At 60.6% G+C, this 23,621-nt stretch carries 22 protein-coding genes; 18 read left to right on the forward strand and 4 right to left on the reverse strand.

All coding sequences use genetic code 11. The annotated features are described in order from the left end of the window. Positions 1 to 56 precede the first annotated feature (56 nt). The 6 genes from mutS to AC1DV6_RS17520 all read left to right on the forward strand — a co-directional run bounded on the left by mutS (position 57) and on the right by AC1DV6_RS17520 (position 8,426). A complete protein-coding gene (gene mutS, locus AC1DV6_RS17495) occupies positions 57 to 2,648 on the forward strand; it encodes a DNA mismatch repair protein MutS (protein WP_477979702.1) in 2,592 nt (863 codons plus the stop codon). A 31-nt stretch (positions 2,649 to 2,679) separates the two neighbouring features. After that, on the forward strand, positions 2,680 to 3,462 hold the full coding sequence (locus tag AC1DV6_RS17500; protein ID WP_477979704.1) for an FKBP-type peptidyl-prolyl cis-trans isomerase: 783 nt from the start codon (positions 2,680 to 2,682) through the stop codon (positions 3,460 to 3,462). Positions 3,463 to 3,501: 39 nt separating this feature from the next. Further along, the gene (locus AC1DV6_RS17505) at positions 3,502 to 4,329 is read left to right on the forward strand and encodes a proteasome-type protease (protein ID WP_477979706.1); all 828 of its coding nucleotides are present in this window, start codon (positions 3,502 to 3,504) and stop codon (positions 4,327 to 4,329) included. Between the two features lie 43 nt (positions 4,330 to 4,372). After that, positions 4,373 to 5,176 (forward strand): alpha/beta hydrolase, encoded by an 804-nt coding sequence (locus AC1DV6_RS17510; protein WP_477979753.1) that lies wholly within the window; start codon positions 4,373 to 4,375, stop codon positions 5,174 to 5,176. 141 nt (positions 5,177 to 5,317) lie between these two features. Then, positions 5,318 to 6,196: a c-type heme family protein gene (locus tag AC1DV6_RS17515; RefSeq protein ID WP_477979708.1), complete on the forward strand. Its 879-nt coding sequence runs from the start codon at positions 5,318 to 5,320 to the stop codon at positions 6,194 to 6,196. Further along, complete coding sequence (locus AC1DV6_RS17520; RefSeq protein ID WP_477979710.1) at positions 6,189 to 8,426, forward strand: protein kinase domain-containing protein; 2,238 nt, start codon at positions 6,189 to 6,191, stop codon at positions 8,424 to 8,426. The genes AC1DV6_RS17515 and AC1DV6_RS17520 overlap by 8 nt, the downstream gene beginning before the upstream one ends. Before the next feature lie 88 nt (positions 8,427 to 8,514). On the opposite strand, the gene AC1DV6_RS17525 is transcribed toward AC1DV6_RS17520, so the two are convergent. Beyond that, positions 8,515 to 9,363, reverse strand: coding sequence for an undecaprenyl-diphosphate phosphatase (locus AC1DV6_RS17525; protein WP_477979712.1), 849 nt, complete (start codon positions 9,361 to 9,363; stop codon positions 8,515 to 8,517). Positions 9,364 to 9,558: 195 nt separating this feature from the next. Here AC1DV6_RS17525 and AC1DV6_RS17530 point away from each other — a divergent pair, with 195 nt between their 5' ends. From AC1DV6_RS17530 to AC1DV6_RS17550, 5 genes are all read left to right on the forward strand, one after another. Beyond that, on the forward strand, positions 9,559 to 10,077 hold the full coding sequence (locus AC1DV6_RS17530; protein ID WP_477979714.1) for a DUF6622 family protein: 519 nt from the start codon (positions 9,559 to 9,561) through the stop codon (positions 10,075 to 10,077). Positions 10,078 to 10,102: 25 nt separating this feature from the next. After that, complete coding sequence (locus AC1DV6_RS17535) at positions 10,103 to 10,519, forward strand: DUF2306 domain-containing protein (RefSeq protein WP_477979716.1); 417 nt, start codon at positions 10,103 to 10,105, stop codon at positions 10,517 to 10,519. A gap of 64 nt (positions 10,520 to 10,583) precedes the next feature. Further along, a complete protein-coding gene (locus AC1DV6_RS17540; RefSeq protein ID WP_477979718.1) occupies positions 10,584 to 11,627 on the forward strand; it encodes a sensor histidine kinase in 1,044 nt (347 codons plus the stop codon). After that, positions 11,624 to 12,442 (forward strand): LytR/AlgR family response regulator transcription factor, encoded by an 819-nt coding sequence (locus AC1DV6_RS17545; RefSeq protein ID WP_477979720.1) that lies wholly within the window; start codon positions 11,624 to 11,626, stop codon positions 12,440 to 12,442. Before AC1DV6_RS17540 ends, AC1DV6_RS17545 begins: the two co-directional genes overlap by 4 nt. An 81-nt stretch (positions 12,443 to 12,523) precedes the next feature. Further along, on the forward strand, positions 12,524 to 13,114 hold the full coding sequence (locus tag AC1DV6_RS17550; protein ID WP_477979722.1) for a hypothetical protein: 591 nt from the start codon (positions 12,524 to 12,526) through the stop codon (positions 13,112 to 13,114). Between the two features lie 467 nt (positions 13,115 to 13,581). Here the strand turns inward: AC1DV6_RS17550 and AC1DV6_RS17555 are convergent, their stop codons facing one another. Continuing rightward, positions 13,582 to 14,466, reverse strand: coding sequence for an MBL fold metallo-hydrolase (locus AC1DV6_RS17555; RefSeq protein ID WP_477979724.1), 885 nt, complete (start codon positions 14,464 to 14,466; stop codon positions 13,582 to 13,584). Between the two features lie 79 nt (positions 14,467 to 14,545). On the opposite strand from AC1DV6_RS17555, the gene AC1DV6_RS17560 reads away from it, so the two are divergent. Next, positions 14,546 to 15,001 carry a MerR family transcriptional regulator gene (locus AC1DV6_RS17560; protein ID WP_477979726.1) on the forward strand — a complete coding sequence of 152 codons (456 nt, stop codon included), beginning with the start codon at positions 14,546 to 14,548 and terminating at the stop codon, positions 14,999 to 15,001. Here the strand turns inward: AC1DV6_RS17560 and AC1DV6_RS17565 are convergent. Further along, the gene (locus AC1DV6_RS17565) at positions 14,998 to 16,188 is read right to left on the reverse strand and encodes a DUF2157 domain-containing protein (protein WP_477979728.1); all 1,191 of its coding nucleotides are present in this window, start codon (positions 16,186 to 16,188) and stop codon (positions 14,998 to 15,000) included. The genes AC1DV6_RS17560 and AC1DV6_RS17565 overlap by 4 nt on opposite strands. Before the next feature lie 44 nt (positions 16,189 to 16,232). On the opposite strand from AC1DV6_RS17565, the gene AC1DV6_RS17570 reads away from it, so the two are divergent. Then, positions 16,233 to 17,117, forward strand: coding sequence for a hypothetical protein (locus tag AC1DV6_RS17570; RefSeq protein ID WP_477979729.1), 885 nt, complete (start codon positions 16,233 to 16,235; stop codon positions 17,115 to 17,117). A gap of 7 nt (positions 17,118 to 17,124) precedes the next feature. Here the strand turns inward: AC1DV6_RS17570 and AC1DV6_RS17575 are convergent, their stop codons facing one another. Further along, positions 17,125 to 18,039 (reverse strand): GGDEF domain-containing protein, encoded by a 915-nt coding sequence (locus AC1DV6_RS17575; RefSeq protein WP_477979731.1) that lies wholly within the window; start codon positions 18,037 to 18,039, stop codon positions 17,125 to 17,127. 82 nt (positions 18,040 to 18,121) lie between these two features. On the opposite strand from AC1DV6_RS17575, the gene AC1DV6_RS17580 reads away from it, so the two are divergent. The 5 genes from AC1DV6_RS17580 to AC1DV6_RS17600 all read left to right on the forward strand — a co-directional run. Further along, on the forward strand, positions 18,122 to 19,933 hold the full coding sequence (locus tag AC1DV6_RS17580; protein WP_477979733.1) for a glutamine--tRNA ligase/YqeY domain fusion protein: 1,812 nt from the start codon (positions 18,122 to 18,124) through the stop codon (positions 19,931 to 19,933). Positions 19,934 to 20,202: 269 nt separating this feature from the next. Further along, a complete protein-coding gene (locus AC1DV6_RS17585) occupies positions 20,203 to 21,081 on the forward strand; it encodes a hypothetical protein (protein ID WP_477979735.1) in 879 nt (292 codons plus the stop codon). A gap of 268 nt (positions 21,082 to 21,349) precedes the next feature. Then, the gene (locus tag AC1DV6_RS17590) at positions 21,350 to 21,877 is read left to right on the forward strand and encodes a hypothetical protein (protein ID WP_477979737.1); all 528 of its coding nucleotides are present in this window, start codon (positions 21,350 to 21,352) and stop codon (positions 21,875 to 21,877) included. A 101-nt stretch (positions 21,878 to 21,978) separates the two neighbouring features. Further along, positions 21,979 to 23,376 (forward strand): c-type cytochrome, encoded by a 1,398-nt coding sequence (locus AC1DV6_RS17595; RefSeq protein ID WP_477979739.1) that lies wholly within the window; start codon positions 21,979 to 21,981, stop codon positions 23,374 to 23,376. Continuing rightward, the coding region (locus AC1DV6_RS17600) for a DUF924 family protein (RefSeq protein WP_477979741.1) at positions 23,334 to 23,621 on the forward strand (288 nt) is incomplete at its 3' end. The genes AC1DV6_RS17595 and AC1DV6_RS17600, both read left to right, overlap by 43 nt.

Consider the following 23,621-nt stretch of genomic DNA (forward strand, 5'->3'; position numbering starts at 1 on the left):
CAATGTGGCGCCGTTGACTGTGTGATGACGCACACGATCTTGATAGACTTGGCGCGATGACCGAGTTGGCCCCGCCGCATACCCCCATGATGACCCAGTATTTGGGTCTTAAAGCCGAATACCCCGGCACCCTGCTGTTCTACCGCATGGGGGATTTCTACGAGATGTTTTATGCCGACGCCGAAAAAGCGGCGCGGCTGCTGGACATTACGCTGACGCAACGCGGCCAGTCGGCCGGCCAGCCGGTGGTGATGGCCGGCGTGCCCTTCCACGCGATGGAGGGCTACCTGGCCAAGCTGATCCGCTGTGGCGAGTCCGTCGCTATCTGCGAACAGGTTGGTGAGGTCACCGGCAAAGGCCCGGTCGAGCGCAAGGTGGTGCGCGTGGTCACACCCGGCACGCTGACCGACTCCGAACTGTTATCCGAAAAATCCGAATCCATGCTGATGGCCGTGCACCAGGGCCCGCGCAACCGCTGCGGTCTGGCCTGGCTGTCGGTGACACAAGGCGTTGTGTTCCTGGCCGAATGTGCGCCCGACGAGGTGGCCGACTGGGTGGGCCGCGTGGCGCCCAGCGAGCTGGCCTACAGCGCCGGTGTCACCACCACGTTTGAAGAACGCATCAAGCGGCTGCGCAATGGCTCCTCCGTCTTTTTGACATCGCGCCCCGAATGGCAATTCGACAGCGGGCTGGGGCAAAAGAAACTGCTCGAAGCGCTGCAAGCCGCCAGCCTTACCACCTGGAACGCGCAAGACCTGCCGCTGGCCCATGCCGCGGCTGCCGCGCTACTGGGCTACGCTGAACACACGCAAGGCCGCACGCTCACACACATCCACAGCGTGCAGGTGCAGCGCGACGATGCGCTGATCGACCTGCCGCCCACAACGCGGCGCAATCTGGAACTGGTGCAGACGCTGCGCGGCGAAGATTCGCCCACGGTATTCAGCCTGTTGGATACCTGCATGACCGGCATGGGCAGCCGCCTGCTGAAGCGCTGGTTGCTGGAGCCGCAACGCGAGCGCACCGAGGCCCAGCACCGACTCCAGGCCATTACCACGCTGCGCGCCAACCTATGGCAAACGCTGCGCGGTCAACTCAAGGGTTGTGCCGATGTGGAGCGCATCAGCGCGCGCACTGCGCTGCGCCAGGTGCGTCCGCGTGAGCTCGTAGCGCTGGTCGTGACGCTACAAAAAACGGAGCTGCTTACGCACAATCTGCGCGGCTTGGAAGGCTATTTGGCCCATATTTTTGGTAGCCTGCAGGCGCCGCCGGATTGTATGACGCTGCTGCAGAAGGCCATTGCGCCCGAACCCGCCGCGCTGGTGCGCGACGGTGGCGTGATCGCGGACGGCTATGACGCCGATCTGGATGAGTTGCGCGGCATACAAACCAACTGCGATGCCTTTCTGCTGGATCTGGAAGTGAGAGAAAAGGCGCGCACCGGCATTGCGAATCTGCGCGTGCAGTTCAACCGGGTGCATGGCTTCTACATCGAAGTCACCACGGGTCAAGCCGACAAGGTGCCCGACGATTACCGCCGTCGCCAGACGCTGAAAAACGCAGAGCGTTTCATCACGCCGGAGCTGAAGGCTTTTGAAGACAAGGCGCTCTCTGCGCAAGAGCGTGCGCTGGCGCGCGAGAAGTATTTGTTCGAGCAGGTGCTGGACCAGTTGCAGGCACATATCCCGGCACTGACCCGCGTCGCCAACGCGCTGGCCAGCCTGGACGCACTGTGCGCGCTGACCGAGCGCGCACTGACGCTGGACTGGAACGCCCCGCAGTTTGTCGCCGAGCCCTGTATCGATATCACGCAAGGGCGTCACCCGGTCGTGCAGGCGCGGCTGGCGGAACTTTCCAGCGGCAACTTCATTGCCAACGACACGCGCCTGTCGGCCAAGGCGCGTATGCAAGTCATCACGGGGCCGAACATGGGTGGTAAGTCCACTTACATGCGTCAGGTCGCACTGATCGTTTTGTTGGCATCGATGGGCAGCTATGTGCCCGCTGCCGCCTGCCGCTTGGGGCCTATCGACGCGATCCACACCCGCATTGGCGCATCCGACGATTTGTCCAACGCGCAGTCCACCTTCATGCTGGAGATGACCGAGGCCGCACAGATCCTGCACAGCGCCACGCCGCACAGCCTGGTGCTGATGGACGAGATTGGGCGCGGTACCTCGACGTTCGACGGTCTGGCGCTGGCCAGTGCGATTGCCACGCAGTTGCATGACAAGACGCAAGCTTTCACGCTGTTCGCGACGCACTACTTCGAACTGACCGAGTTCCCGGCAACGCACCAAGCCGCGCTGAACGTGCACGTCAGCGCCACCGAAGCAGGCCGCGACATCGTGTTCCTGCATGCGATTGAACCCGGCCCGGCCAGCAAGAGCTACGGCGTGCAGGTTGCAAGGCTTGCCGGTATGCCTGCGGCAGTGCTGAACCAGGCGCGGCATACGCTGGAAGCGCTGGAGGCACAAGCTACCGAATCGCAGGCCCAAGTGGACCTGTTCGCCGCGCCACCCGCTATAGAAACAGGAGCTGCTTCCGCACTGGATTCGGCGCTTGCGGGCATCAACCCCGATGCATTGAGCCCGCGCGAGGCGTTGGAAGCGCTGTACCAATTGAAGGCTTTGGCCAACAAAGCCTAGTCACGTTTCACCTACCCATCGGAGCCACACCATGAAGCGCATCACCCTCCTCATTGCCTCTGTGCTGCTCAGCCTGGCCCATGCACAAACGCCTTCAGAGCCCACCGGCCTCACCACCACTGCATCGGGCCTGCAATATGTAGTGACCACCCATGGCAAGGGCGCTCAGCCCCAAGCCGGGCAAGTGGTGATCGCGCATTACCACGGCACGTTTCTGGATGGCAAGGTGTTTGACAGCTCGGTGAAGCGCAACGAACCTTTCGCGTTCACGCTGGGCCGCAAGCAGGTCATCAAGGGCTGGGATGAAGCTTTCGCCCTGCTGCACATCGGCGACAAGGCCACGCTGATCATTCCGCCACAACTCGCTTACGGCGAAAAGGAGCGCAGCACTATCCCTGGCAACTCCACGCTGCGCTTTGACGTTGAGCTGCTGGACATCAAACCACTGGGTCTCGCCGATGTCCTGAGCGACGCCATCGACGCCGAAGGCCTGGAGGCTGGCCGCAAGCGCTTTGATGCCTTGAGGGCAACCAAATTTGACGGCGTCTATGTGTCCGAATCGCAGCTCAACGGCTTGGGCTACCGTTTCATGGGCAAGGGCAAGTTGCCCGAAGCCATCGCCGTGCTGCAGTGGGGCATAGAGCTTGCCCCCAACTCAGGCAATCTTTACGACAGCCTGGGCGAAGTCCAGCGCAAGGCAGGCCAACGTGATGCGGCCATCAAGAGCTACGAGAAATCACTCACGCTGGACCCAGCCAATGAGAACGCAAAGAAGGTGTTGGCGGAAATGAAGGCCGAGGCCGCGCCCAAGTAGCCCCTTTACACTCTGGGTTTCCCCGCACCGAGCACCGCCATGACCTACTGCGTCGCCATCAAACTCAACGCCGGACTGGTGTTTCTCTCCGACTCGCGCACCAACGCCGGGCTGGACCAGATCAGCACCTTCCGCAAGATGATCGTCTACGAGAAGCCGAACGACCGTTTCATGGTGCTGCTGTCGGCTGGCAACCTGAGCATTTCGCAATCGGTGCGCGAGATTTTGCAGGTCGAACGGCTGAAGGACCACGAAGCTGACGAGGGCACCACCATCTGGAACGCCAGGAGCATGTTTGATGCCGCGCGCGTGCTGGGTTCGGCGATACGCCGGGTGCAGGAGCGTGACGGCGCGGCGCTGAAGGCCTCTGGCGTCGATTTCAACGTGTCGCTGATTTTTGGCGGGCAAATTCAGGGCGAAGGCATGCGCCTGTTCCAGGTGTATTCGGCCGGCAACTTCATAGAGGCCACCCCCGAGACGCCCTACTTCCAGGTCGGTGAATCCAAGTACGGCAAACCGGTGCTGGACCGCGTGATCACGCCACTGACGCCGCTGGACGAAGCTGCCAAGTGCGCGCTGGTGTCGATGGACTCCACGCTCAAGTCCAACCTGTCGGTCGGTTTGCCGATGGACATGGTGGTCTATGAAGCCAATACCTTCCGTACCGACAAGATCGTCTGTATCGACGAAAACAACCCTTACTTCCGCATGCTGCACAGCAGCTGGGGCCAAAAACTGCGCGAAGTGTTTGACAGCATTGAAGACCCGATGTGGTACGGCGAGCAGACCAACATTCCGCTGATGCAGCAGTCCACGCGCAGCCTGCCGCTGAAGAAAATTACGACGCCGGAAGAAAAACTAATTTAATTGCGGGACAGACCGGAGCGCAGCGACGCTCTGTCCCCAACTGATCAAGATGATCGTCTTCTCTCACGCCAACAGCTTCCCCGCCTGCACCTACAAAGTCCTGTTCAAGAGCCTGCGTGCGCGCGGCTTCACCGTCAAGGCGATGGAAAAGCTGGCACACGATCCGCGCTACCCGGTCAGCGACAACTGGCCACATCTGGTGCAGCAGGTGGCCGACTACGTCACCCCTATCGTCGAGAAAGCCGGCGAGCCGGTCTGGCTGGTGGGCCATTCGCTGGGCGGCTACCTGAGCGTGATGACCGCGGCGCGGCATCCCCATCTGGCGCGCGGCGTGTTGCTGATTGATTCGCCGCTGGTGGGTGGCTGGCGCTCATCGGCGCTGGGTGCGCTCAAGAGCGCGCAACTGTTTGGCTCGCTGTCACCCGGCGCGGTCAGCCGCAAACGGCGCAATACCTGGCCGGATGTGGACGCTGCGTTCGAACACTTCCGCCACAAAAAGGCCTTCGCGCGCTGGGACGAACAGGTGCTGTGGGATTACGTCAACCATGGCACGGTCGATATAGACGGCAAGCGCGTACTGGCCTTTGACCGCGAGATCGAAACCCAGCTCTACAACACGGTGCCTGACAACATGGAACGGCTGATGGAGCGCCATCCGCCCAAATGTCCGGTGGCTTTTCTGGGCGGCCTGCATTCGGCCGAGCTGCGCCAGGTCGGCATGACCCTGACCGACAAGGTCTGCATGGGCCGCACGATGATGCTGGACGGAAGCCACCTGTTCCCCATGGAAAAACCGCTGGCAACCGCCGCCGCCATCGAGGCCGCGCTGCGCAACATGGGCGCCTGAGTACCCCAACCGCGGGCGCTCTATCCACACGTTGCCGCACCGATACATTTCGCAGGGTACAAAACTGCGCTTTTTTTCGTCAAAACGCCCCGCAAGAGGCACAATAGCCGGGCTCAACATTTTGCCAAACCTGGGGGTTTTATGGGATTGCGACTCAAGTTCAATTTGGTGCTGATTGCCGTGTTTTTGATCGGCTTTGGCGCTGCCGGTTTCATTTCGCGCCAATTGCTGCAGGAAAACGCCCGTGACGAAGTGGTACGCAACGCCCGCCTGATGATGGACACGGCGCTGGCCGTGCGCTCCTACACGGTGACGCAAATCAAGCCGCACCTGGACCCGATGCTGGCCGAGAACTTCCTGCCGCAAACCGTGCCAGCCTACGCCGCGACCGAAACCATGGGTGAGCTCCGCAAAAAATATCCTGACTACGGCTACAAAGAAGCCACGCTGAACCCCACCAACCCGCGTGACCGTTCCACCGACTGGGAATCCGATTTGATCAACCAGTTCCGCGGAAGCGAAGACACCAAGGAGCTGATCTCCGAACGCGCTGGCGCCACCGGTCGCCAGCTGTATATCGCCAAACCCATCAAGATCACCAACCCGGCCTGCCTGGCCTGCCACAGCATTCCTCCGAACGCACCGCCCAGCATGATCAAGGTCTATGGCGAAGCCAACGGCTTCGGCTGGAAGCACAACGAAATCATCGGCGCGCAGGTCGTGACCGTGCCCATGGACATCCCGATCCGCAACGCCGACCGCGCGCTCAAGACCTTCATGGCTTCGTTGGCCGGCGTGTTCGCCGTGGTTTTTGTGGTGCTCAACATCATGCTGAGCTGGCTGATCATTCGGCCTATCCGCAACATGTCACTGGCCGCCAACAAGATCAGCACCGGTGACTTTGATGTCCCTGAGTTCCGCTCGGGCGGACGCGACGAAGTGGCCGTGCTGGGCAGCGCATTTAACCGGATGCGCCGCAGCCTGGACAAGGCCATGAAGATGATCGAGCAAGGTGATTGAACTTCCGATGAGCATGGAAGACGCGGCCAAGCCACCGGCGCCCAAGCCGACGCCCAAAGTGCCCGACATGGCGGCACTGGAGGTGGGCCAGGCGATTTTTGAGTACAAGATCGAGAAGGTACTCGGCGGTGGCGGCTTCGGCATTACCTATCTGGCGCAGGACGTCAACCTGCAGTTGCCGGTCGCCATCAAGGAGTATTTCCCTTCCAGCCTGGCCGTGCGCGCGCCCGACCGATCGGTCCATGTGCGCTCCGAAGAAGGCAAGCGCATGTTCGACTGGGGCCTGGAGCGCTTCATTGACGAAGCCCGCGCTCTTGCCTCATTCCGCCACCCCAACATCGTGCGCGTCCTGCGCTATTTCAAGGAAAACGGTACCGCCTATATCGTCATGGAGTACGAGTCGGGCGACCCGCTGAAGTACTGGCTGGCCAAGCAAAAAGGCCTGGACCAGCGTGGCCTGTTGAAGCTGGTCTATCCGCTGCTGGATGGTCTTGACGCTGTGCACAAACTCAACTTCCTGCACCGCGACATCAAGCCCGACAACATCTACATCCGTGCCGATGGCACGCCGGTGTTGCTGGACTTTGGCGCCGCGCGCCGCGTCTCGGCCGACCACGACATGACCAATATCGTGAGCCCCGGATTTGCACCCTTTGAGCAGTACCACGCCAAGGGCAACCAGGGCCCGTGGACCGATCTGTATTCGCTCGGTGCGGTGCTGTACTGGATCACCACTGGCGCCAAACCGATGGAGTCTGCCTCGCGCGTGCAGGAAGACACCATGCCCAAGGCTGTTAACCTGGGCAGCCGCGCGGCCTTCGGTGAGCAATTGCTGCAAACCATTGACTGGGCGTTGACGCCCGCCGAAAAGAAACGCCCACAAAACGTGGCCGAATTGCGCCGTGCGTTCATGCAGTCCGAGCATGTCTCTACCGAAATGATGACCACGGTGCAGATGCGCAACAAGGCCACCGTGGAAAAAGTGGCCAGCTCGCAGTCGGTGCCGATCAACCCGGAAGAGGCACTGAAGAAAAACGTGATGGGCACCATCATGTTCCTCGACCTGGTGGCCTATTCCACCCGCTCAGTGGACCAGCAGGTCACGATCAAGACGCTGTTCAACGAGCTGATCAACAAAGCCATCGGCGGTATCGACGAGCACTCACGCATCCTGCTCGACACCGGCGACGGCGCCGCCATCTGCTTCCTGGGTGACCCTGAAGAAGCGCTGCGATCCTCACTGCTGTTGCGCGACCTGCTCTTGCAAAAGTACAGCAAGCTGCTGTCGCTGCGCGTGGGTTTGCACATCGGCCCGGTGCGCATGCTGATGGACATCAACAAGCGCATCAATGTGGTCGGCGATGGCATCAACGTGGCCCAGCGCATCATGGATTTTTCGTCGGCCAACCAGATCACCGTGTCGCGCGCCTATTACGACGTGATATCGCGCATCAGCGACGGTGGCGAAGGCATGTTCGAATTCCTCGGCGAGCGTCTGGACAAGCATAAGCGCGCGCACGAGATCTACGCGCTGGTCGACCCCAACGCCGTGCGCCAGGCGCCTGTGATGGAGCCCACCGGTTTCGGCGAGACCCGCCTGCTGTCGCAGGAAGAGGCCATCTCCACAGACGACATCAAGCTGATTGAAGCCGACCTGACCCATGCCATCGGCCCGCTGGCCCATGTGCTGATCAAGAAGGCTGTGCCCCGCGCTGCCAGCGCTGAAGACCTGCGCAACCTGCTGGCCGTCTCGATCCAAGATCCGACCGCACAGCACGACTTCCTGCATCCCAAGAGCCCCAGCAGCCGGCTTGCGACTGCGTCACCCTCTAGCGCATCCGGGCGCACCAGCGGCTCGGTTCCACTGTCCCGCTCGATGAGTCAGCCTTTGAGCCGCCCCTTAAGCAGACCAATGAGCCAGCCACTCAGCCAACCCCTGTCGCAGCCCTTTGCGGCGTCTGGCTCGGGCGCGTTGCGCAGCAGCACCTCAATGCCAACGTCGATGCCGAACTCCGCGTCGGTCAATCTGCACAGCTTCAATTCCGAAACGCAAATGCTGCTGGAACGCGCGTTGAGTCAGCACATTGGCCCGCTGGCCAAAACCATTGTGCGCAAGGAAGCGAGCCGCCAGACCGACTGGAACGCATTGCTACAGGCACTGGCCAAGCACATCGATACCGCTGCCGACCGCACCTTGTTTCTGAGTGCGGCAGGAAAGATCAAGCACTAAAACTATTGCCCCCACGCTCCGCCGCTACGCGGGTCGCTGCCCCCCGAGAGGTGCGAATTTTTCTTGGGGCGGCCCGGCGAAAAATTGCCTAGGCCGCCCAGGTCACCCAGCCAAATTTGGCGGTGGCCAACACCACCAGCCCGAACGCGATGCGGTAATACGCAAAGCCCACAAAGCTGTGCGTGGAGATGAACTTCAGCAGCCAGCGCACGCACAACCAGGCGCTCAGAAACGAGAACACCAGCCCCACGCCAAACAGCGGCAGGTCCGCCATGCTTAACAGCGCGCGCTCCTTGTACAGGCTGTAGACACCTGCACCAATCAGCGTAGGAATCGCCAGGTAGAAAGAAAAATCGGTCGCCGCCTTGCGTGATAGGCCCAGCAGCATGCCGCCGATGATGGTGGCGCCGCTGCGGCTGGTGCCGGGGATCATTGCCAGGCATTGCACCAGCCCCACTTTGAGCGCATCTATGGGCGTCATCTCGTCCACATCGTTCACACGCACCGCGTTGCCGCCACCAGCCAGCCATTTCTCATGGCGCTTCTCGGCCCACAGGATGATGAAGCCGCCAATGATGAAGGTGCTGGCCACCACATAGGGCGTGAACAGGTGTGCCTTGATCGCCTTGCCAAACAGCAGACCCAGCACGACGGCGGGCACAAACGCAATCAGCACGTTCAATGAAAACCGCTGCGCCTGGCGCTCGGTGGGCAGCGCAATCAGCGTGTCGCGGATCTTTTGCCAATAGACCAGGATCACCGCGAAGATCGCGCCGGTCTGGATTGAAATTTCGAATACCGATCGTTTTTCTTGGTCCAGGAAATTCAGCAGGGAACCCGCCAATATCAAATGCCCGGTGCTGGAGATGGGCAAGAACTCGGTCAGCCCCTCGACGATTCCCATGATCGCCGCCTTGATCAACAACGCAATATCCACATCCACTCCTTGAAACTGCGCGGATTATCCGCGCCCGGCGCCGCTCACCTCCAAATTTCCGGCTGCATTTGGCGAATCCGGTGTGCATTTCACGCGCCCGGGCATGCATTACGTCCCAAACGGGTGGTTGTCGGGCGGGGGCGTTGGCACATTACGTCCATCGCAACCCCGTCGCCCCACGTTCTGGAGAAAACCATGCTGTACCAAATCATCTCGCACACCCCCACCTGGGTCTTCGGCCTGTTCGCCGTTCTGCTGGCGCTGGGCCTCAAGCAAGGCCGCGCTGGCAGCATGAGCCTGCTGCGCGTCACCGTGATGCCCGTCGCCATGACCGCCCTGTCGATTTATGGCACGGTGTCGGCCTTTGGCGCCACACCTGCCGTGGTACTGGCCTGGCTGGCCGCCGCAGGCGCGATGCTGGCACTCGTCGCCCGCATACCGCTGTCCAACGAAGTCCGCTTCGACGCCACCAGCCGCACCCTGCAAATGCCAGGAAGCTGGGTGCCGCTGGCGCTGATGATGGGCATCTTCTTCACCAAGTACTTCGTCGGCGTCGTGCTGGCGATGCAACCCGCGCTGGCTGGCAACGTGGCCTTCGGCATCGGCTTTGCCGCGCTGTATGGTGCGTTCAGCGGCGTGTTCTCTGCCCGTGCTGTGCGTTTATTGCGTCTGGCTTTCAGCAACGCTTCGATGCCAACCCCGGCACTGGCCTGAACACGGCATTCGCAGGAGGCACGAGATGTCACTCTCACCCACCATCGCCATTCACGTCACCGCTGCCCTCGGCGCGCTGGTCACCGGCCCCATCGCGCTGTGGGCGCGCAAGGGCGCCACGCAACGGCCCAAGCTGCACCGCGCTTTCGGCTACGCCTGGGTCACGCTGATGCTGATCGCAGCGGTATCGGCCCTGTTCATCCGCGGTGGGAAGCTGCCCAACATCGCCGGCTACTCGCCCATCCACCTGTTAGTTCCGTTCACGCTGTTCGGCCTGGTTGGTGCGTTCTGGCATCTGGCGCGCAAAGACATTGCAGCGCACCGTAAAACCATGCAGCGCCTCTACTGGGGCGCCTGCGTTACGGCCGGCCTGTTTTCGCTGCTGCCGGGTCGCCTGATGAATCACATGCTGCAAGGCGCTGTAAGCCAGCTCCTTGCATGATGGCAGACGCATACACTTTGCACCATTCGCTCAAGCAACTGCACCGCAATTTCTGAAACCCACTATGCGCATTGACTGGCTGGACAAACTCAACGGACTGCTACGCGCCTTGGCGGCCTGCCTGGCGGTCTCGGTCATCATTTACAGCCTGCAGCCCTCACGGCCCTACGAGCCCGCATTGGTGTATTCGCTGTGTATCGGCCTCACCACCTGGGCGTTGATCGACTTCGGTCGCCATCTGTTCCCCAGCTCCGCGGCGTCCGGCTGGCCGGTTGGCTTCTGGGGCGTTGCGTTGCCTCTTGTCGGCATTGCCGTGGGTTACGCCATCGGCATCACCGCAGCAGACATCTGGTTTGAGCGCCCCATCTGGAGCGTGACACAGATCCCGCGTTACGGCTTTTCGTTGGTCATCTCGATTGTGATCAGCGGCGCGGTGACCTACTATTTTTACAGCCGCAGCCGAAGCAACCACCTGAAACAACAGGCTGAAAAAGCCAGCATGCAAGCGTCTGAAGCACGCCTGAAACTGCTGGAGACCCAGCTGGAGCCGCACATGCTGTTCAACACGCTGGCCAACCTGCGCGTGCTGGTGGGCCGTGACCCGCAGGCTGCTGTGCGCATGCTGGACCACCTGATCGCCTACCTGCGCGCCACGCTCAGCGCCTCGCGCGCCAGCAGCCACACGCTGGGCGAAGAGTTTGACCGGCTGAAGGATTACCTGGGGCTGATGGCCGTGCGCATGGGCCCGCGCCTGCAGTTCACACTCGATTTACCTGACGATTTGCGCACACAAGCCGTGCCGCCGCTGCTGTTGCAGCCACTCGTCGAAAACAGCATCCAGCACGGCCTGGAGCCGCAAGTCGGCGGCGGCAGCATCACCATCTCCGCCCGCCGCGACGGCAACACGCTCACGCTGCAAGTGCAAGACACCGGCGTCGGCCTGGGCCAACCCAGCAGCCCACGTGAACACCCCGGCGGCTTTGGCCTGACACAGGTGCGCGAGCGCCTGGCCACTCTCTACGGCGACGCCGCTGCTATTGATTTAGTAGCTGCTCACGCAGGTGGTACGCGCGCTACCATCACTTTTCCCTTACAAAATCCAGCATGAACAAGCCCACCGCCCTGATCGCCGAAGACGAACATTTGCTGGCCCTGGCGCTGCAAGACGAGCTGGCACTGGCCTGGCCCGCCTTGCAGATAGCGGCTACCGTTGGCGACGGCCCATCTGCCGTGCAACAAGCGCTAAAGCTGCAGCCCGACGTGCTGTTTTTTGACATTCGCATGCCGGGTATGAGCGGGTTGGAGGCAGCGGCGGAGCTGGCTGACCTGTGGGAAGACGACGCACAAGGCAAGCCGTTCCCGCTGCTGGTATTCGTCACCGCCTACGACCAATACGCCGTCGAGGCGTTTGAAGCGCAAGCCGTGGATTACCTGCTCAAACCGGTACAAGCCGCGCGCCTGCAAAAGACCGTTGACAAGCTGCAACGCACGCTGACCGCGCGCGCAACGGATACCAGCGCAGCAAACACCAGCCTCGATCAACTGCGGCAATTGCTGCAAAACGGGCTCGATGGCGCGGCACTGCCCAAAGCCGCCACACCGTTGCTGCACGTCCAGGCCAGCACTGGCAGCACCATCCACATGGTGGCTGTGGCCGACATCGTCTACTTCGAAGCCGCCGACAAATACGTGCGCGTGCTGACCGCCAGCCGCGAATTCCTGATCCGCACGCCGCTGCGCGAGCTGCTGCCGCAGCTCAATGAGGCGCAGTTCATGCAAATCCACCGCAGCATCGTGGTCAACCGCCACTTCATGGAAAGCGTCAGTCGCGATGAGGCCGGCAAGCTGCACATGGCGCTGCGCGGTCGCCCCGAAAAGCTGGCCATCAGTCGCCTCTACGCCAGCGAATTCAAGGCGATGTAGCCGCTTATTCAGGGATTGCACGCTTGCGGAAGCCCCTCTGGCGCACTACCATTCGCGCATCAGGACCACAGAACGAGCCCCATGACCATCCGCTACACCACCGTGAGCAGCCATCTGCCAGAAACCAAGATGCGCCTGTACCCCACCAAGGTGATCAACATCATTGGTGGGCCCGGGTGTGACAAATCGCTGTTCTCGTCGGCCATCATCCTGTACCTGAACCTGCACCACAAGTCGGTCGAGACGATTCCCGATTACGCCAAATCGCTGGTCTGGCAACAAAACTTTGAGGTGCTGAAGAACCAGTACTTCATCGCCCAGCGCCAGTTTGAGATGCTCAACCTGCTGGACGGCCAGGTGCAATACCTGATCACCGAATGCTCGCTGCCGCAAGTGATGTACTACAACGAAACTTACGCTGACAACATCTGCGACATCGGCAAGACCCACAAGCAGATCATGGAGTGGTACAAGCAGCACAACAACGTCAACATCTTCGCCGAGCGCGGTGACAAGAAGTATGTGCACACCGGCCGCTTCCAGGACGAAGACCAGGCCCGGGGCATTGACCGCGGACTGCGTGCGCTGTTGGTGCGCGAGGGCTTGAAATACACGGCGCTGCCGCCGGACGTGGAGGCGATCAACGCCTTCGCCGCGACGTTGATTGAGTGATTTTTTTCGCTTAGCGCGAGGCTTTTTTTACACCCACTCCCCCAGCCCCTCGCCCCGTCGGCGAGGGGAGCCTTAACAGCCGATTTGGCGGCTGTGCTCCGAATACGAAATTACGTGCGGTGCGTTGCCACTGTTCGTTCGCACCGCGGCGTGAACCTGCGGTTGGGGCTGCCTCCAATGGAGTAATGCGGCTCTGCTGGCTGCTTTGCAGCCAGTAACGAGACATTTCTCTCTCTCTCTGCTTTCTTTCCGGCGCGCGTGCCTCGCAGCGAGCGCTCCGCGCAAGGCGGCTCCGAACTACGTTCTCCGAGGCAGCCCCAACCGTCGGTTCATGCCGCTCCGAGAAGTAGCAGTGGCAACCTAACGCCAGTAATTCCGTAGCCGGCACGACGCAACAAAATCGGCTGTTAAAGCTCCCTTTCTACCCCGCGGGGGTAGAAAGGGCGGGGGGATAGTGGGGGAAAAACTCACTTCACCCAGTTCGGGAAATACCCCAGCGCGTTTTGCACGCGGCTGTCATGCGCGGGCACGACCACCAGCTTGGGCTCCGCCTGCATCAGCGCGCGCAACTGCTCCACCGCGCTTTGCGTGCCTTCTGCATCCTTGTCCACCAGCATGCCCGCAATCCAGAACTTGGGCGCGCCTGCCTTCACCGCATCCTGGGTCCACGCCACATCGCCAATGAAGAAATACACCGTGCCCGAGTCCACGGTGACAAACAGGCCCACCGAGCCTGGCGTGTGCCCCGGCATCGGCACCAGCACCACGCGACCATCGCCATACAGATCCAGGCTTTGGGCATAGCCCTTGAAGGGCACGGGCTTGAACTGCAACACCTCCCACTGGATGGCCGCAGAACCAATTTGTGACGCCCAAGTCCCACCCGGCCCGCGACTCGGGTTGCGGATGACGTCCAACTCCTGCGCCGATACGCCAATCTTCGCGTCGGGGAAATCCGTCACACCGCCCGCATGGTCCCAATGGCTGTGACTCAGGATCACCCGCCGGATCGGCGCCATGCCCGCCTGCTGCAACTGCGTGCGCGCTGGCAGCACCGGTTTGTCGTATTTGAAGAAGGGCCGCCACCACACCGGCATGCCCTGTTGGTATTGGCCGTCCACCTGGCTGCCCATGCCGGTGTCAAACAACAGGTAATCGTCGTGGTGCTTGATCAGAAAGGCCGAGAAGTTGGAATCCACCTCCTTGGTGTAACTGCCGCCTGGCACCAGCAGCGCCTCCACCACCGCCACCTGCGAGGTCTTGATGATGGCAAAGCCGACATCGGGCGCCGTTTGTGCAAAGGTGGAAAAGCTCAGCAGCGCCAGGGCTGTGGCAATCAAAAAGCGTTTCATGGGTGCCTGAAAAGTGAAGAAAGACGCAGCGTAAAGCTTGGTCTATGCTCCAATGTCAAGCACATCCACACAACGCGCCATGAACATCAGCCAACTGGCCAAAGCCCTGGACATCACCACCGACACGGTGCGCTATTACGAGAAGCAAGGCCTGATCAGCGCGCCCGCGCGCCAGGACAACGGCTACCGCAGCTACACCGAGGCCGACGTCGGCCTGCTGCGCTTTGTGCGCGGCGCGCAGGCACTGGGCTTTACGCTGGCCGAGATCCGCGCCATTCAGCCGCAGCTGGCGCAAGGTACGTTTGGCCGCGCCGACATCGAGCTGCAATTGCAAACCAAGATGGCACAGATCGACACGCACATCCACCAACTGAAAACCCTGAAGAAAGAGCTGGCTGCGACATTTGCGTCCCTGCGTTGTGAACCCGCCAAGCCGGTGTCCACCGCACACAGCACCGCGCCTGATAGCGGCAGCGGCGCCGGGGCCGCCGTGGTGCGCCGCGCTTTCCAAAAGCCGCGGCCCAAAGCAAGCTAGCGCGGCCGCAGGCCCACGGGCACGTAGCGGCCGAGCTGCGCATTGATACGCGCCTCGTTGCGCTGCCACCAAACGCCCAGCGCCACCACGCTTAAGCCCAACAGCGTCAGCGCAAACGGGAACAGCATGCTGTTGTTGAACACCCGGTGCGACAGGTAGCCCAGGTAGCCCGCAACGCCTAAAGCGCCAAACACCGTGAACACGCGCCGCCCAATCGCCGCGCCGCCGAACACCATGGCGATGTTGATTAGCGCGTAGATGAATTTGCCGATCTCGCTGCCCGAGTCCTGCATGCTCAAACTGCCCCAGAACATGACCGCGCCGAAGATATAGAGCCAGAAGGCAAAGTCTTGTCGCCACTCGGCGTCTCGGGAAAGACGGGTGCGCACATCCACCCACATCGCTATGGCAATCGTGCCCATGCCGAACACCAGTGACACATCGCGGGTGAACTTCCAGTCCATGCCTTCGTTTTGCATCAGCGCGTTGGCCACGTCCATGCTCATGTACCAAACCGTGACCGCCACCGGCATCACCATGAACGGCAGCTTGTAGCGGTACAGCATCACGGTGGCTGCGGCGAGGGTTGCGAACTCCAGGAAGATCCAGCGCCAGTTGATATACGTGTGGTACGCGCGGAAGCTGTCCTGACCGCCCAGCGGCCACAGCCCCAGCAGGACTTGCACGCACCAGGCTATCAACGGCACCAGCACCACCGCCAACGTGCCCATCAGGCCCGCAGGGATTGGCAAATGGCGACGCTTGAAATAGTCGGCCACCTTCAGGCTGCCCACCAGATAGGCCGTGCTGATCGCCAACAGGCCCCAGTTGCCCATGGCTTCAAAGCCCAGCGTCATGAACAGCGACATGGCGCCTATCGCCATCAGGCCGCCGAAGTAATACAGCACGTTGACAAACGCAAAGCCGGGGCCGAATCGGGTGGTGGTCACCTGCGCATGCCAGTCTTCGGGCTCGGGGCCGATCTTGGTGCGGTGGATGGGTATGGCCCCGGTGCTGAAGCGCAGCCAGAGCTGCGTGGCCTGCATCGCGGTGATGACTTCATCCATCGCCGCCTCCTGCAAGTCGCGCAGGGATATCTCTACCGTAGGCTCTGGTGCGTCCTCCGGCTGAACTCCCTCTGTGTCTTCGAAACCGTCGTCCTGCGTAAATATTGTTGTTTGTCGCATGTCAGCTTCGCGTTGTTTCGCGGTTGCAGAATAGTACCCACAAAATGCCGCCTGCCAAATTCCACTCCTCGCAGCCCAGCCGCCGCGCCTTGCGGTGGTGGTGCGCATTTACCGTGACGCTGGGCCTGGCGTTTTGCATGCCACTGGCAAGCGCGAAGACCATCGTGCGGTACCCGCTGCGGGAAATGCCCAATGACTACCCGCTGCTGGTGCTGCAACTGGCGCTGCGCGAAGCCGGGGTGGACTTTGAGCTCAAAGCCAGCGCCATCCATATGCACCAGGGCCGCGCGCTGGAGCAACTGGCCAAGGGGCAGGACGTAGACGTGGTCTGGTCCATGACCACGCAGGAGCGCGAAGCTTCGCTGCGCCCTATCCGCATCCCCATCGACAAGGGCCTGCTGGGCTGGCGTCTGATTCTCACCAGCAAGGCCGGTGCGGCTGCGCTGGCCAAAGTCAAAACGCTGGACGACTTGCGCAAATTGCAGGCGGGCCAGGGCCACGACTGGCCCGACACCGGCATCCTGCGCTACAACGGCCTTCCCGTGCAGACCGGCACCTCGTACGACGGCCTGTTCCAGATGCTCAATGCCGGACGGTTTGATTACTTCCCCCGCTCCATCATCGAGATATGGGACGAGCAAAGAATCTATAGCGCGCAAGACCTGGAGGTGGAAAAAAACCTGGTCGTCTATTACCCCACCGCGCTTTACTTCTTCGTCACCCGGCAAAACCGCGCGCTGGCCAAAACCCTGGAGATCGGACTGAACAAGGCCATCGCGAACGGCAAGTTCGAACAGCTGTTTCAACAAGCCTATGGCGACGCGCTGCAGCGCGCCCGCCTCAAGAGCCGCACCCGCCTCAATCTGTACAACCCCTTGCTGCCCATCGCCACCCCACTGGCCCGCAAAGAGCTGTGGCTCACGTTTTGACGCCCGCCTAACTAGCCCACTCCAGCCGATTGCGCCCATTGGCCTTGGCCGCATAGACCGCGCGGTCGGCTTTGCGGATGTTTTCAATCGCGTCCAGCCCCGGCTCTAGCAGCGCCAGCCCGGCCGAGCAGGTGTAAACAAAGTCCGGCACCTCGGGCAACGCCGCCGAGGCGCGCACCATCTCCAGCACCCGGTCCACGATGTGTGTCAGCGCGTCCGGTTCGATGTTGGGGAACAACAGCATGAACTCTTCGCCCCCCAGGCGGCCAAAACCGTCTTCGCGGCGCAGCGTGCTGGCGACCAGCTTGGTGAAATGCTTCAGCACCAAATCGCCTGCGTGGTGGCCGTGGGTGTCGTTCACGCGCTTGAAGTGGTCCAGGTCCAGCATCACCACGCCGCAGGGCTGGCCCGCCGTGCGCAGCTGCTCCAGCCGCTGGTCCAGCTGCGTCAGGATGTGGGCGCGGTTGCTGATGCCGGTCAGCGCATCGATCTGCGCCGCGCGCAGCGCGCCGTCGCGCGCCAGGCGCAGCGCCCGCTCGCTGGTGCGCATCGCGGTAATGTCAAACGCCACGCAGAGTATCCAGCCGTCGTTCACCGTCTCGGTCATGTAGATCCAGCGGCCATCGGTCAGGTCTGTCTCAAACGCCCGGAAGGGGAGCTTGCCCCGGCGCGATTGGGCAGAAAGCAGCCAGGCATCGATGTCAGAAGTCTGGATGGCCGCGCCCACGCCCTCGTCGTAGCTCTTGCGCATCATTGCCAGCCAGGTCGTTCGCTGGTCTGCCGCTACGCCATAGCCCTGGCGGAACGCCGGATTGGCATAAAGCAGCGCGTCGGCGGGGTCAAACAGCGCCACCATGAGCGGGCTGCGCTCGTACAGCAGGGCAATCTGCTGCACGTAGGCATCGGCGGACGGAGACGGCATGGTCTGGCACTCTCCTGCAAAAAAGCGGTTGGAATGGCTCTGCGCCCAGTGTAAGCCGCCTCCCCCGTCTAGAATCATTGTTATGAGCGCCAATACCCCTGCAACTCCCGCTAACACCCCCGAAACCGTCAAACTGAGCAACTTCCTGCGCCAGATCATCGAATCCGACCTGGAAAAAGGCACTTACGCCACCCGCCGCTGGGCTGGCAGCCCCGGCGATGCCGCCCACCAGGCCGCAGGCCAGCCCGACCCGGCCAAGATTCGCACCCGTTTTCCGCCCGAACCCAATGGCTACCTGCACGTAGGCCATGCCAAGAGCATCTGCGTCAACTTCGGCCTGGCGCGTGATTACGGCGGAGTCTGCCACCTGCGCTTTGACGACACCAATCCCGAGAAAGAAGACATCGAATACGTCAACAGCATCGTTGACGCCATCAAATGGCTGGGCTTTGAATGGAACGGCAGCAAAGACGCAGCGCCCTACCAGGCCAGCGACTACTTTGATTTCATGTACCGCGCCGCGGAATATCTGATCGAAGCGGGCCACGCCTATGTGGACGAACAAACGGTGGAGCAAATGCGCGTCAACCGCGGCGACTTCTCCAAGCCCGGCACCGACAGCCCGTTCCGCGGCCGCACGCCGGCAGAAAACCTGGCCCGCTTTCGCGAGATGCGCGACGGCCAGCATGAAGACGGCAGCATGGTCTTGCGCGCCAAGATCGACATGGCCAGCCCCAACATCAACATGCGCGATCCGGCCATCTACCGCATCCGCCGCGCGACGCACCACAACACCGGCGACACCTGGTGCATCTACCCGATGTACACCTACGCCCACCCCATCGAAGACGCGCTGGAGCAGATCACCCACAGCATCTGCACGCTGGAGTTTGAAGACCAGCGCCCGTTTTACGACTGGCTGATGGCCCGCCTGTGCGAAGGCGGCCTGCTCGGCAACCCGCCGCCGCACCAATACGAGTTCTCCCGCCTGAACCTCACCTATGTGATCACCAGCAAGCGCAAGCTCGCGCAACTGGTCTACGACGGCAAGGTCAACGGCTGGGACGACCCGCGCATGCCCACCATCGTCGGCCTGCGCCGCCGTGGCTACACGCCCGAGAGCTTGCACCTGATGCACGAACGCACCGGCACCAGCAAGGCCGGTGGCTGGACCGATTACTCCGTGCTCGAAGGCTGCCTGCGCGACGACCTGGAAACCAAGGCCTACCGCGGCATGGCCGTCATCAACCCAGTGAAACTGGTGATGACGAATTGGGACGAAGTGATGGGCGCAGGCCACCTGGAGCCCTGCACACAACCATCGCTTCCACACCCGCCAGAGGGAGTCGAGGCACCTACCCGCCACTTCACCATCGGCAAAGAAGTGTGGATCGAGCGCGAAGACTTTGAAGAAGTGCCCCCCAAGGGCTACAAGCGCCTGTTCCCGGGCAACAAGGTGCGCCTGAAGGGCGGCTACGTGATCGAATGCACCGGCTGCAACAAAGATGCCAACGGCGTCATCACCGAAGTCCTGGCCACCGTCGTGCCCGACACCAAGAGCGGCACGCCGGGCAGCGACCTGGTCAAGGTCAAAGCCGCGATCACCTGGGTCGGCGTGGCCAACGGCGTCAACGCCGAAGTCCGCATGTACGACCGCCTGTTCCTCGACGCGCACCCCGATGCGGGCGGCAAAGACTTCATCGAAAGCCTGAACCCCAACAGCCTGAAGGTCGTCACCGCCATCGTGGAGCCTTCACTGGCGAATGCGTTGCCAGATCAGAAGTTCCAGTTTGAACGGCATGGCTACTTTGTCGCGGATCGGGTTGATCACGTGCAGGGGACGAAGCCGGTGTTTAACTTGGCGGTGGGGTTGAAGGATAGTTGGGGGAAGTGATTCCCCTTCAAGTAGTAACAACGCCAGCGGACCGAGAGGTTTGCTGGCGTTTTCGCTTTGCAAATTTATTCTATCGACGGAAGATTCAATCGATAGCTTCAACAAGTTACTGCGGAATTTGGACACCGTCGGCTGGGTTGTCACTAGCGGCAACCGGAACGCCACTTAGAGTTGATGGCGCAAACCACAGGATCCATTGCGAAGAGCGCTGTTGCAAAAGCACGTTGCTATCATGTACAAATAACCAAACTTAGCGCAGAGGGAGTTCAATGCTGAAGATGTTGGCTGCTATTGCGGCCTTTGTACTTACCTCCACCGCCCCAGCTCAAACGGCCAAACAAGTCGCCGAGCCGGCGCCAGCATCGGCGGCTGCATCAAACCCTGGCGCTGCACCGGCGGAGCCTGTCATAGGCATCTTGCGCGAAAAGATCAAGGGCAGCGAGCGCCCCTCAGGCTTCTGCGACACGAGTGACGGTGCGGCCATCAGCCTGCCGGAAGGCTCGGTGGTTCTGGTGCTTAGTAAGTGGCCCTGCATTTCGAAATACAGACAGTCCTTCAATAAGGAGCTGCTACAGGTCCTGCACGCAGGCAGGACTGCCTTGGTGCCAGCCACGGCTGTGTTTCTCAGTCCAACGGAGTCCATAAGGCTGGAAGGGCTGACTGCGGAGTCCAAGGACGCGAACCTAGAGGCCTGGACCCGGCAATCGCTGCTGCTGCGCAAGCTGGAGCTCGAAGCCGGGCTGAAGGAAGTGGCAGCCACCGCCAATCATGGCCTAGCCTTGGTTTCGTCCGGCATCTTTGATGTGAGCGAGCACACGGAAGGCACCGGTTTTCGGGTCAGCGTCCACAACTCTACGAAGAAGGCCATCAAGTACGTCACCTTCATCGTACTGGGCTTGAATGCAGTGGGGGACCCTGTAGTCGACCGTCTGAAAGGACGAAATCAGACCCTACGCGGAATCGGTCCCATCGAGCCGGATGAAACCTCCTCCTACTCAAAGGACTACATGTGGATGACGGACATCGTCGAAAGCCACAAGATTCAGAGCATCAAGGTGGAGTACATGGACGGAACAAGCAAGCTAATTACCGACCTTAAGCGTATTCGGCTGACACCCAAAGGGCGGGCAATTTTGGCCGAGGATTGAAAAAGGGCCTAGTCGGCTAGCTACAGCTTCTACACAGAGCGGCTACCCGGGGCGATTCATACCTGATCGCTTGTAGCCTGAAGCGGTCAGTTACCCAAGCTGAGTCGAACGACCAGCAAAGGTCCACGACGAGACTCAGATAGTCCTGGAATGGCGCCAATTCAACCGCCCATATGTCAGCCCAAGCCATCCTCCACTTCTGGTTCGAAGAGCTAACCGCCAAGCAGCACTTCGTCAAAGACGCCGCGCTAATTTTTAGGTTTTCTTCATGTACACCTCAGAGCTAACCGATGCTTTTCATCTGCGGTTGGGGCGGCTGACGCAGGCGGCTGCGAATTTGGATTTCAATATTGGACTAGCCCTGAACTGGCTTGGACCGCACAATGGAATTTGCGTTGATGTATTCCTTGATCCAAAGAAAACACAGCTCAAGCACCGCCTAGATGAACTGAAGAGACTCATCGCATTAACCTACGATCAAACGCGAGACGAGGTTAGGCGAGATTTTGAAGAATGGTTCCTCCGCATGGACGCTGCACGCGCACTGCGCAACGATTATGTTCATGCCCGTTGGGGCTTTCCTGGCTTCATCAGAGATGAAGAACCTTATGTCTTCCATGTGTCGCTCAACTGGGAGATGGACGCGGCCAAACAAACACCAGAGAAGAAGCTGACACTGACTGAGTTAGATCTTCAGGTTAAGGAGGTAACCCGTCTCGTCGGCGATCTCGGCATGCTGACTAAGAAGCACTCTATTCACGCGGCACCTAGAAACATTGGAGATAAAGGTGTATGAGTGGGATTTTTCGCTACGTTTTTAGTAGCTGCTTGCGCACATCTCGCGGGCGTTGCAGGCCAATTTATTGCCTAAACTCATCTGAGCGCTAAACTTTCGCGATGCAACCCCAATCCATCCTCCACTTCTGGTTCGAAGTACTAACCGCCAAGCAGCACTTCGTCAAAGACGCTGCACTGGGGCAGTTGCTAAGCAAGCGTTTCATCTGCGCTCTGGTTGCACTTTGCGCTTTTTCGCTTAATGCATTTTCCCAAGAGACCGCGGAAACAAAGCCTCCCGAAGAAATGCACCGAGTCTTGCTGGTCGGCGGAGTCAACCTGATTCAGGATTCCGATCAACCAAAAATCCGCGCCTTGAATGAGACCTTGGGTCTTTACATCGCAAGAGGTCTGCGTGACAGCTTGATTGCCAAGGGCGTGGCTGTTGAATCCTATATTCCTGATCAACGTATTCCAAGCAAGGAGTTCGAAACCAATTTGGTACTTGCAATCCTGAAATGCAAATGCACGATGGTCTTGCAAACCACCCTGCGCGTACAAGATAGTTCGTTGCAGTTCAAGTTTGAAGCGATGCCCTTGAAAATTTCACAGACTGGCATAGCGCCACAGCAGAAATGGCAGTCGACACATAGGTTTGCCGCTACGGAGGAAAGTCTTTCTACAGCCGTTCCCTCACTTATCGTGAAAGATGTGACAGACGAACTATTGAACCAGCGGGTGTTTTCCAAGGGGACTGACGCGCCACCCCCTGCTGCTCCAACGCAAGAGGCCAAAACCATAACCCGCCCACTGTGGGACGGACGTCAGAGTTACAACGCCATTTGTGTCGCATGCCACACGCCCGGTCTTGCTGGATCGCCACGCATCGGTGACAAGGTGGCCTGGGCACCACGCATTTCGCAGGGCTACACCGCCTTGCTGCAGTCGACCATCAAGGGAAAAGGTGTGATGGGGGCGCAAGGCGGGGGATCCCTCGCTCCATTGGAATTGGAACGCGCTGTTGTGTATTTGGCGAATCAATCCGGCGGAAAATTTGCAGAACCTCAGGTTCCTCCAGGCCATCCCGGAACACATACCTATACAGAATATCCGCCGCGACCTCCGGCGCCGAAGCCTGCCCCCTATGAAACTTTGACGCCGGATCAGAAGTTGCTGTACGGCGAACGCGTTTATGCGCAAAATTGCGCCGCCTGTCATTGGAAGAATGGAGAGGGTTCGGGACGTACTCCTCCACTGAAGAATGCGAGCACTTTCTCAGACAATGAAGCCGTAACTCGGGCAGTTGTATATGGACTGTCCAATGGCGCTATGCCAGCTTGGCGGTCTATGAGCAATAACGACGTAGCAGCCGTAATTAACTACATGCGTGGCAAGTTTGGCAGTGCCTTCTATCAACACGTTCAGCCGGAAGACGTGATGCGTCTTCGCTGCAAATTGGCAACCTCATATCTCCCCGAATGCAGCCCCTACACATCCTCCACTTCTGGTTCGAAGAACTAACCCCCAAACAGCACTTCATCAAAGACGCCGGACTGGACGAAACCATTCGTGCGCGGTTTGGCGACACGCTGGAAGCGGCGGCAAAGTGTGAGCTGTTTGCGTGGCGCGCAACGGCTGAGGGGCGGCTGGCGGAGATCATCGTGTTGGACCAGTTCTCGCGCAACGTCTACCGCGACACGCCGCGCGCCTTTGCGCAGGACGCGCTGGCGCTGGTGTTGGCGCAAGAGCTGGTGGCCAGCACGCAG

Source organism: Rhodoferax sp. P2_H8_2, from assembly GCF_056403235.1.

Excerpts from the sequence above, each read along its gene's own strand:
- mutS (WP_477979702.1), top strand. The coding sequence starts at position 57 with ATGACCGAGTTGGCCCCGCCGCATACCCCCATGATGACCCAGTATTTG.
- AC1DV6_RS17500 (WP_477979704.1), top strand. The coding sequence starts at position 2,680 with ATGAAGCGCATCACCCTCCTCATTGCCTCTGTGCTGCTCAGCCTGGCC.
- AC1DV6_RS17505 (WP_477979706.1), top strand. The coding sequence starts at position 3,502 with ATGACCTACTGCGTCGCCATCAAACTCAACGCCGGACTGGTGTTTCTC.
- AC1DV6_RS17515 (WP_477979708.1), top strand. The coding sequence starts at position 5,318 with ATGGGATTGCGACTCAAGTTCAATTTGGTGCTGATTGCCGTGTTTTTG.
- AC1DV6_RS17530 (WP_477979714.1), top strand. The coding sequence starts at position 9,559 with ATGCTGTACCAAATCATCTCGCACACCCCCACCTGGGTCTTCGGCCTG.
- AC1DV6_RS17535 (WP_477979716.1), top strand. The coding sequence starts at position 10,103 with ATGTCACTCTCACCCACCATCGCCATTCACGTCACCGCTGCCCTCGGC.
- AC1DV6_RS17540 (WP_477979718.1), top strand. The coding sequence starts at position 10,584 with ATGCGCATTGACTGGCTGGACAAACTCAACGGACTGCTACGCGCCTTG.
- AC1DV6_RS17545 (WP_477979720.1), top strand. The coding sequence starts at position 11,624 with ATGAACAAGCCCACCGCCCTGATCGCCGAAGACGAACATTTGCTGGCC.
- AC1DV6_RS17550 (WP_477979722.1), top strand. The coding sequence starts at position 12,524 with ATGACCATCCGCTACACCACCGTGAGCAGCCATCTGCCAGAAACCAAG.
- AC1DV6_RS17555 (WP_477979724.1), bottom strand. The coding sequence starts at position 14,466 with ATGAAACGCTTTTTGATTGCCACAGCCCTGGCGCTGCTGAGCTTTTCC.
- AC1DV6_RS17560 (WP_477979726.1), top strand. The coding sequence starts at position 14,546 with ATGAACATCAGCCAACTGGCCAAAGCCCTGGACATCACCACCGACACG.
- AC1DV6_RS17565 (WP_477979728.1), bottom strand. The coding sequence starts at position 16,188 with ATGCGACAAACAACAATATTTACGCAGGACGACGGTTTCGAAGACACA.
- AC1DV6_RS17570 (WP_477979729.1), top strand. The coding sequence starts at position 16,233 with ATGCCGCCTGCCAAATTCCACTCCTCGCAGCCCAGCCGCCGCGCCTTG.
- AC1DV6_RS17575 (WP_477979731.1), bottom strand. The coding sequence starts at position 18,039 with ATGCCGTCTCCGTCCGCCGATGCCTACGTGCAGCAGATTGCCCTGCTG.
- AC1DV6_RS17580 (WP_477979733.1), top strand. The coding sequence starts at position 18,122 with ATGAGCGCCAATACCCCTGCAACTCCCGCTAACACCCCCGAAACCGTC.
- AC1DV6_RS17585 (WP_477979735.1), top strand. The coding sequence starts at position 20,203 with ATGCTGAAGATGTTGGCTGCTATTGCGGCCTTTGTACTTACCTCCACC.
- AC1DV6_RS17590 (WP_477979737.1), top strand. The coding sequence starts at position 21,350 with ATGTACACCTCAGAGCTAACCGATGCTTTTCATCTGCGGTTGGGGCGG.
- AC1DV6_RS17595 (WP_477979739.1), top strand. The coding sequence starts at position 21,979 with ATGCAACCCCAATCCATCCTCCACTTCTGGTTCGAAGTACTAACCGCC.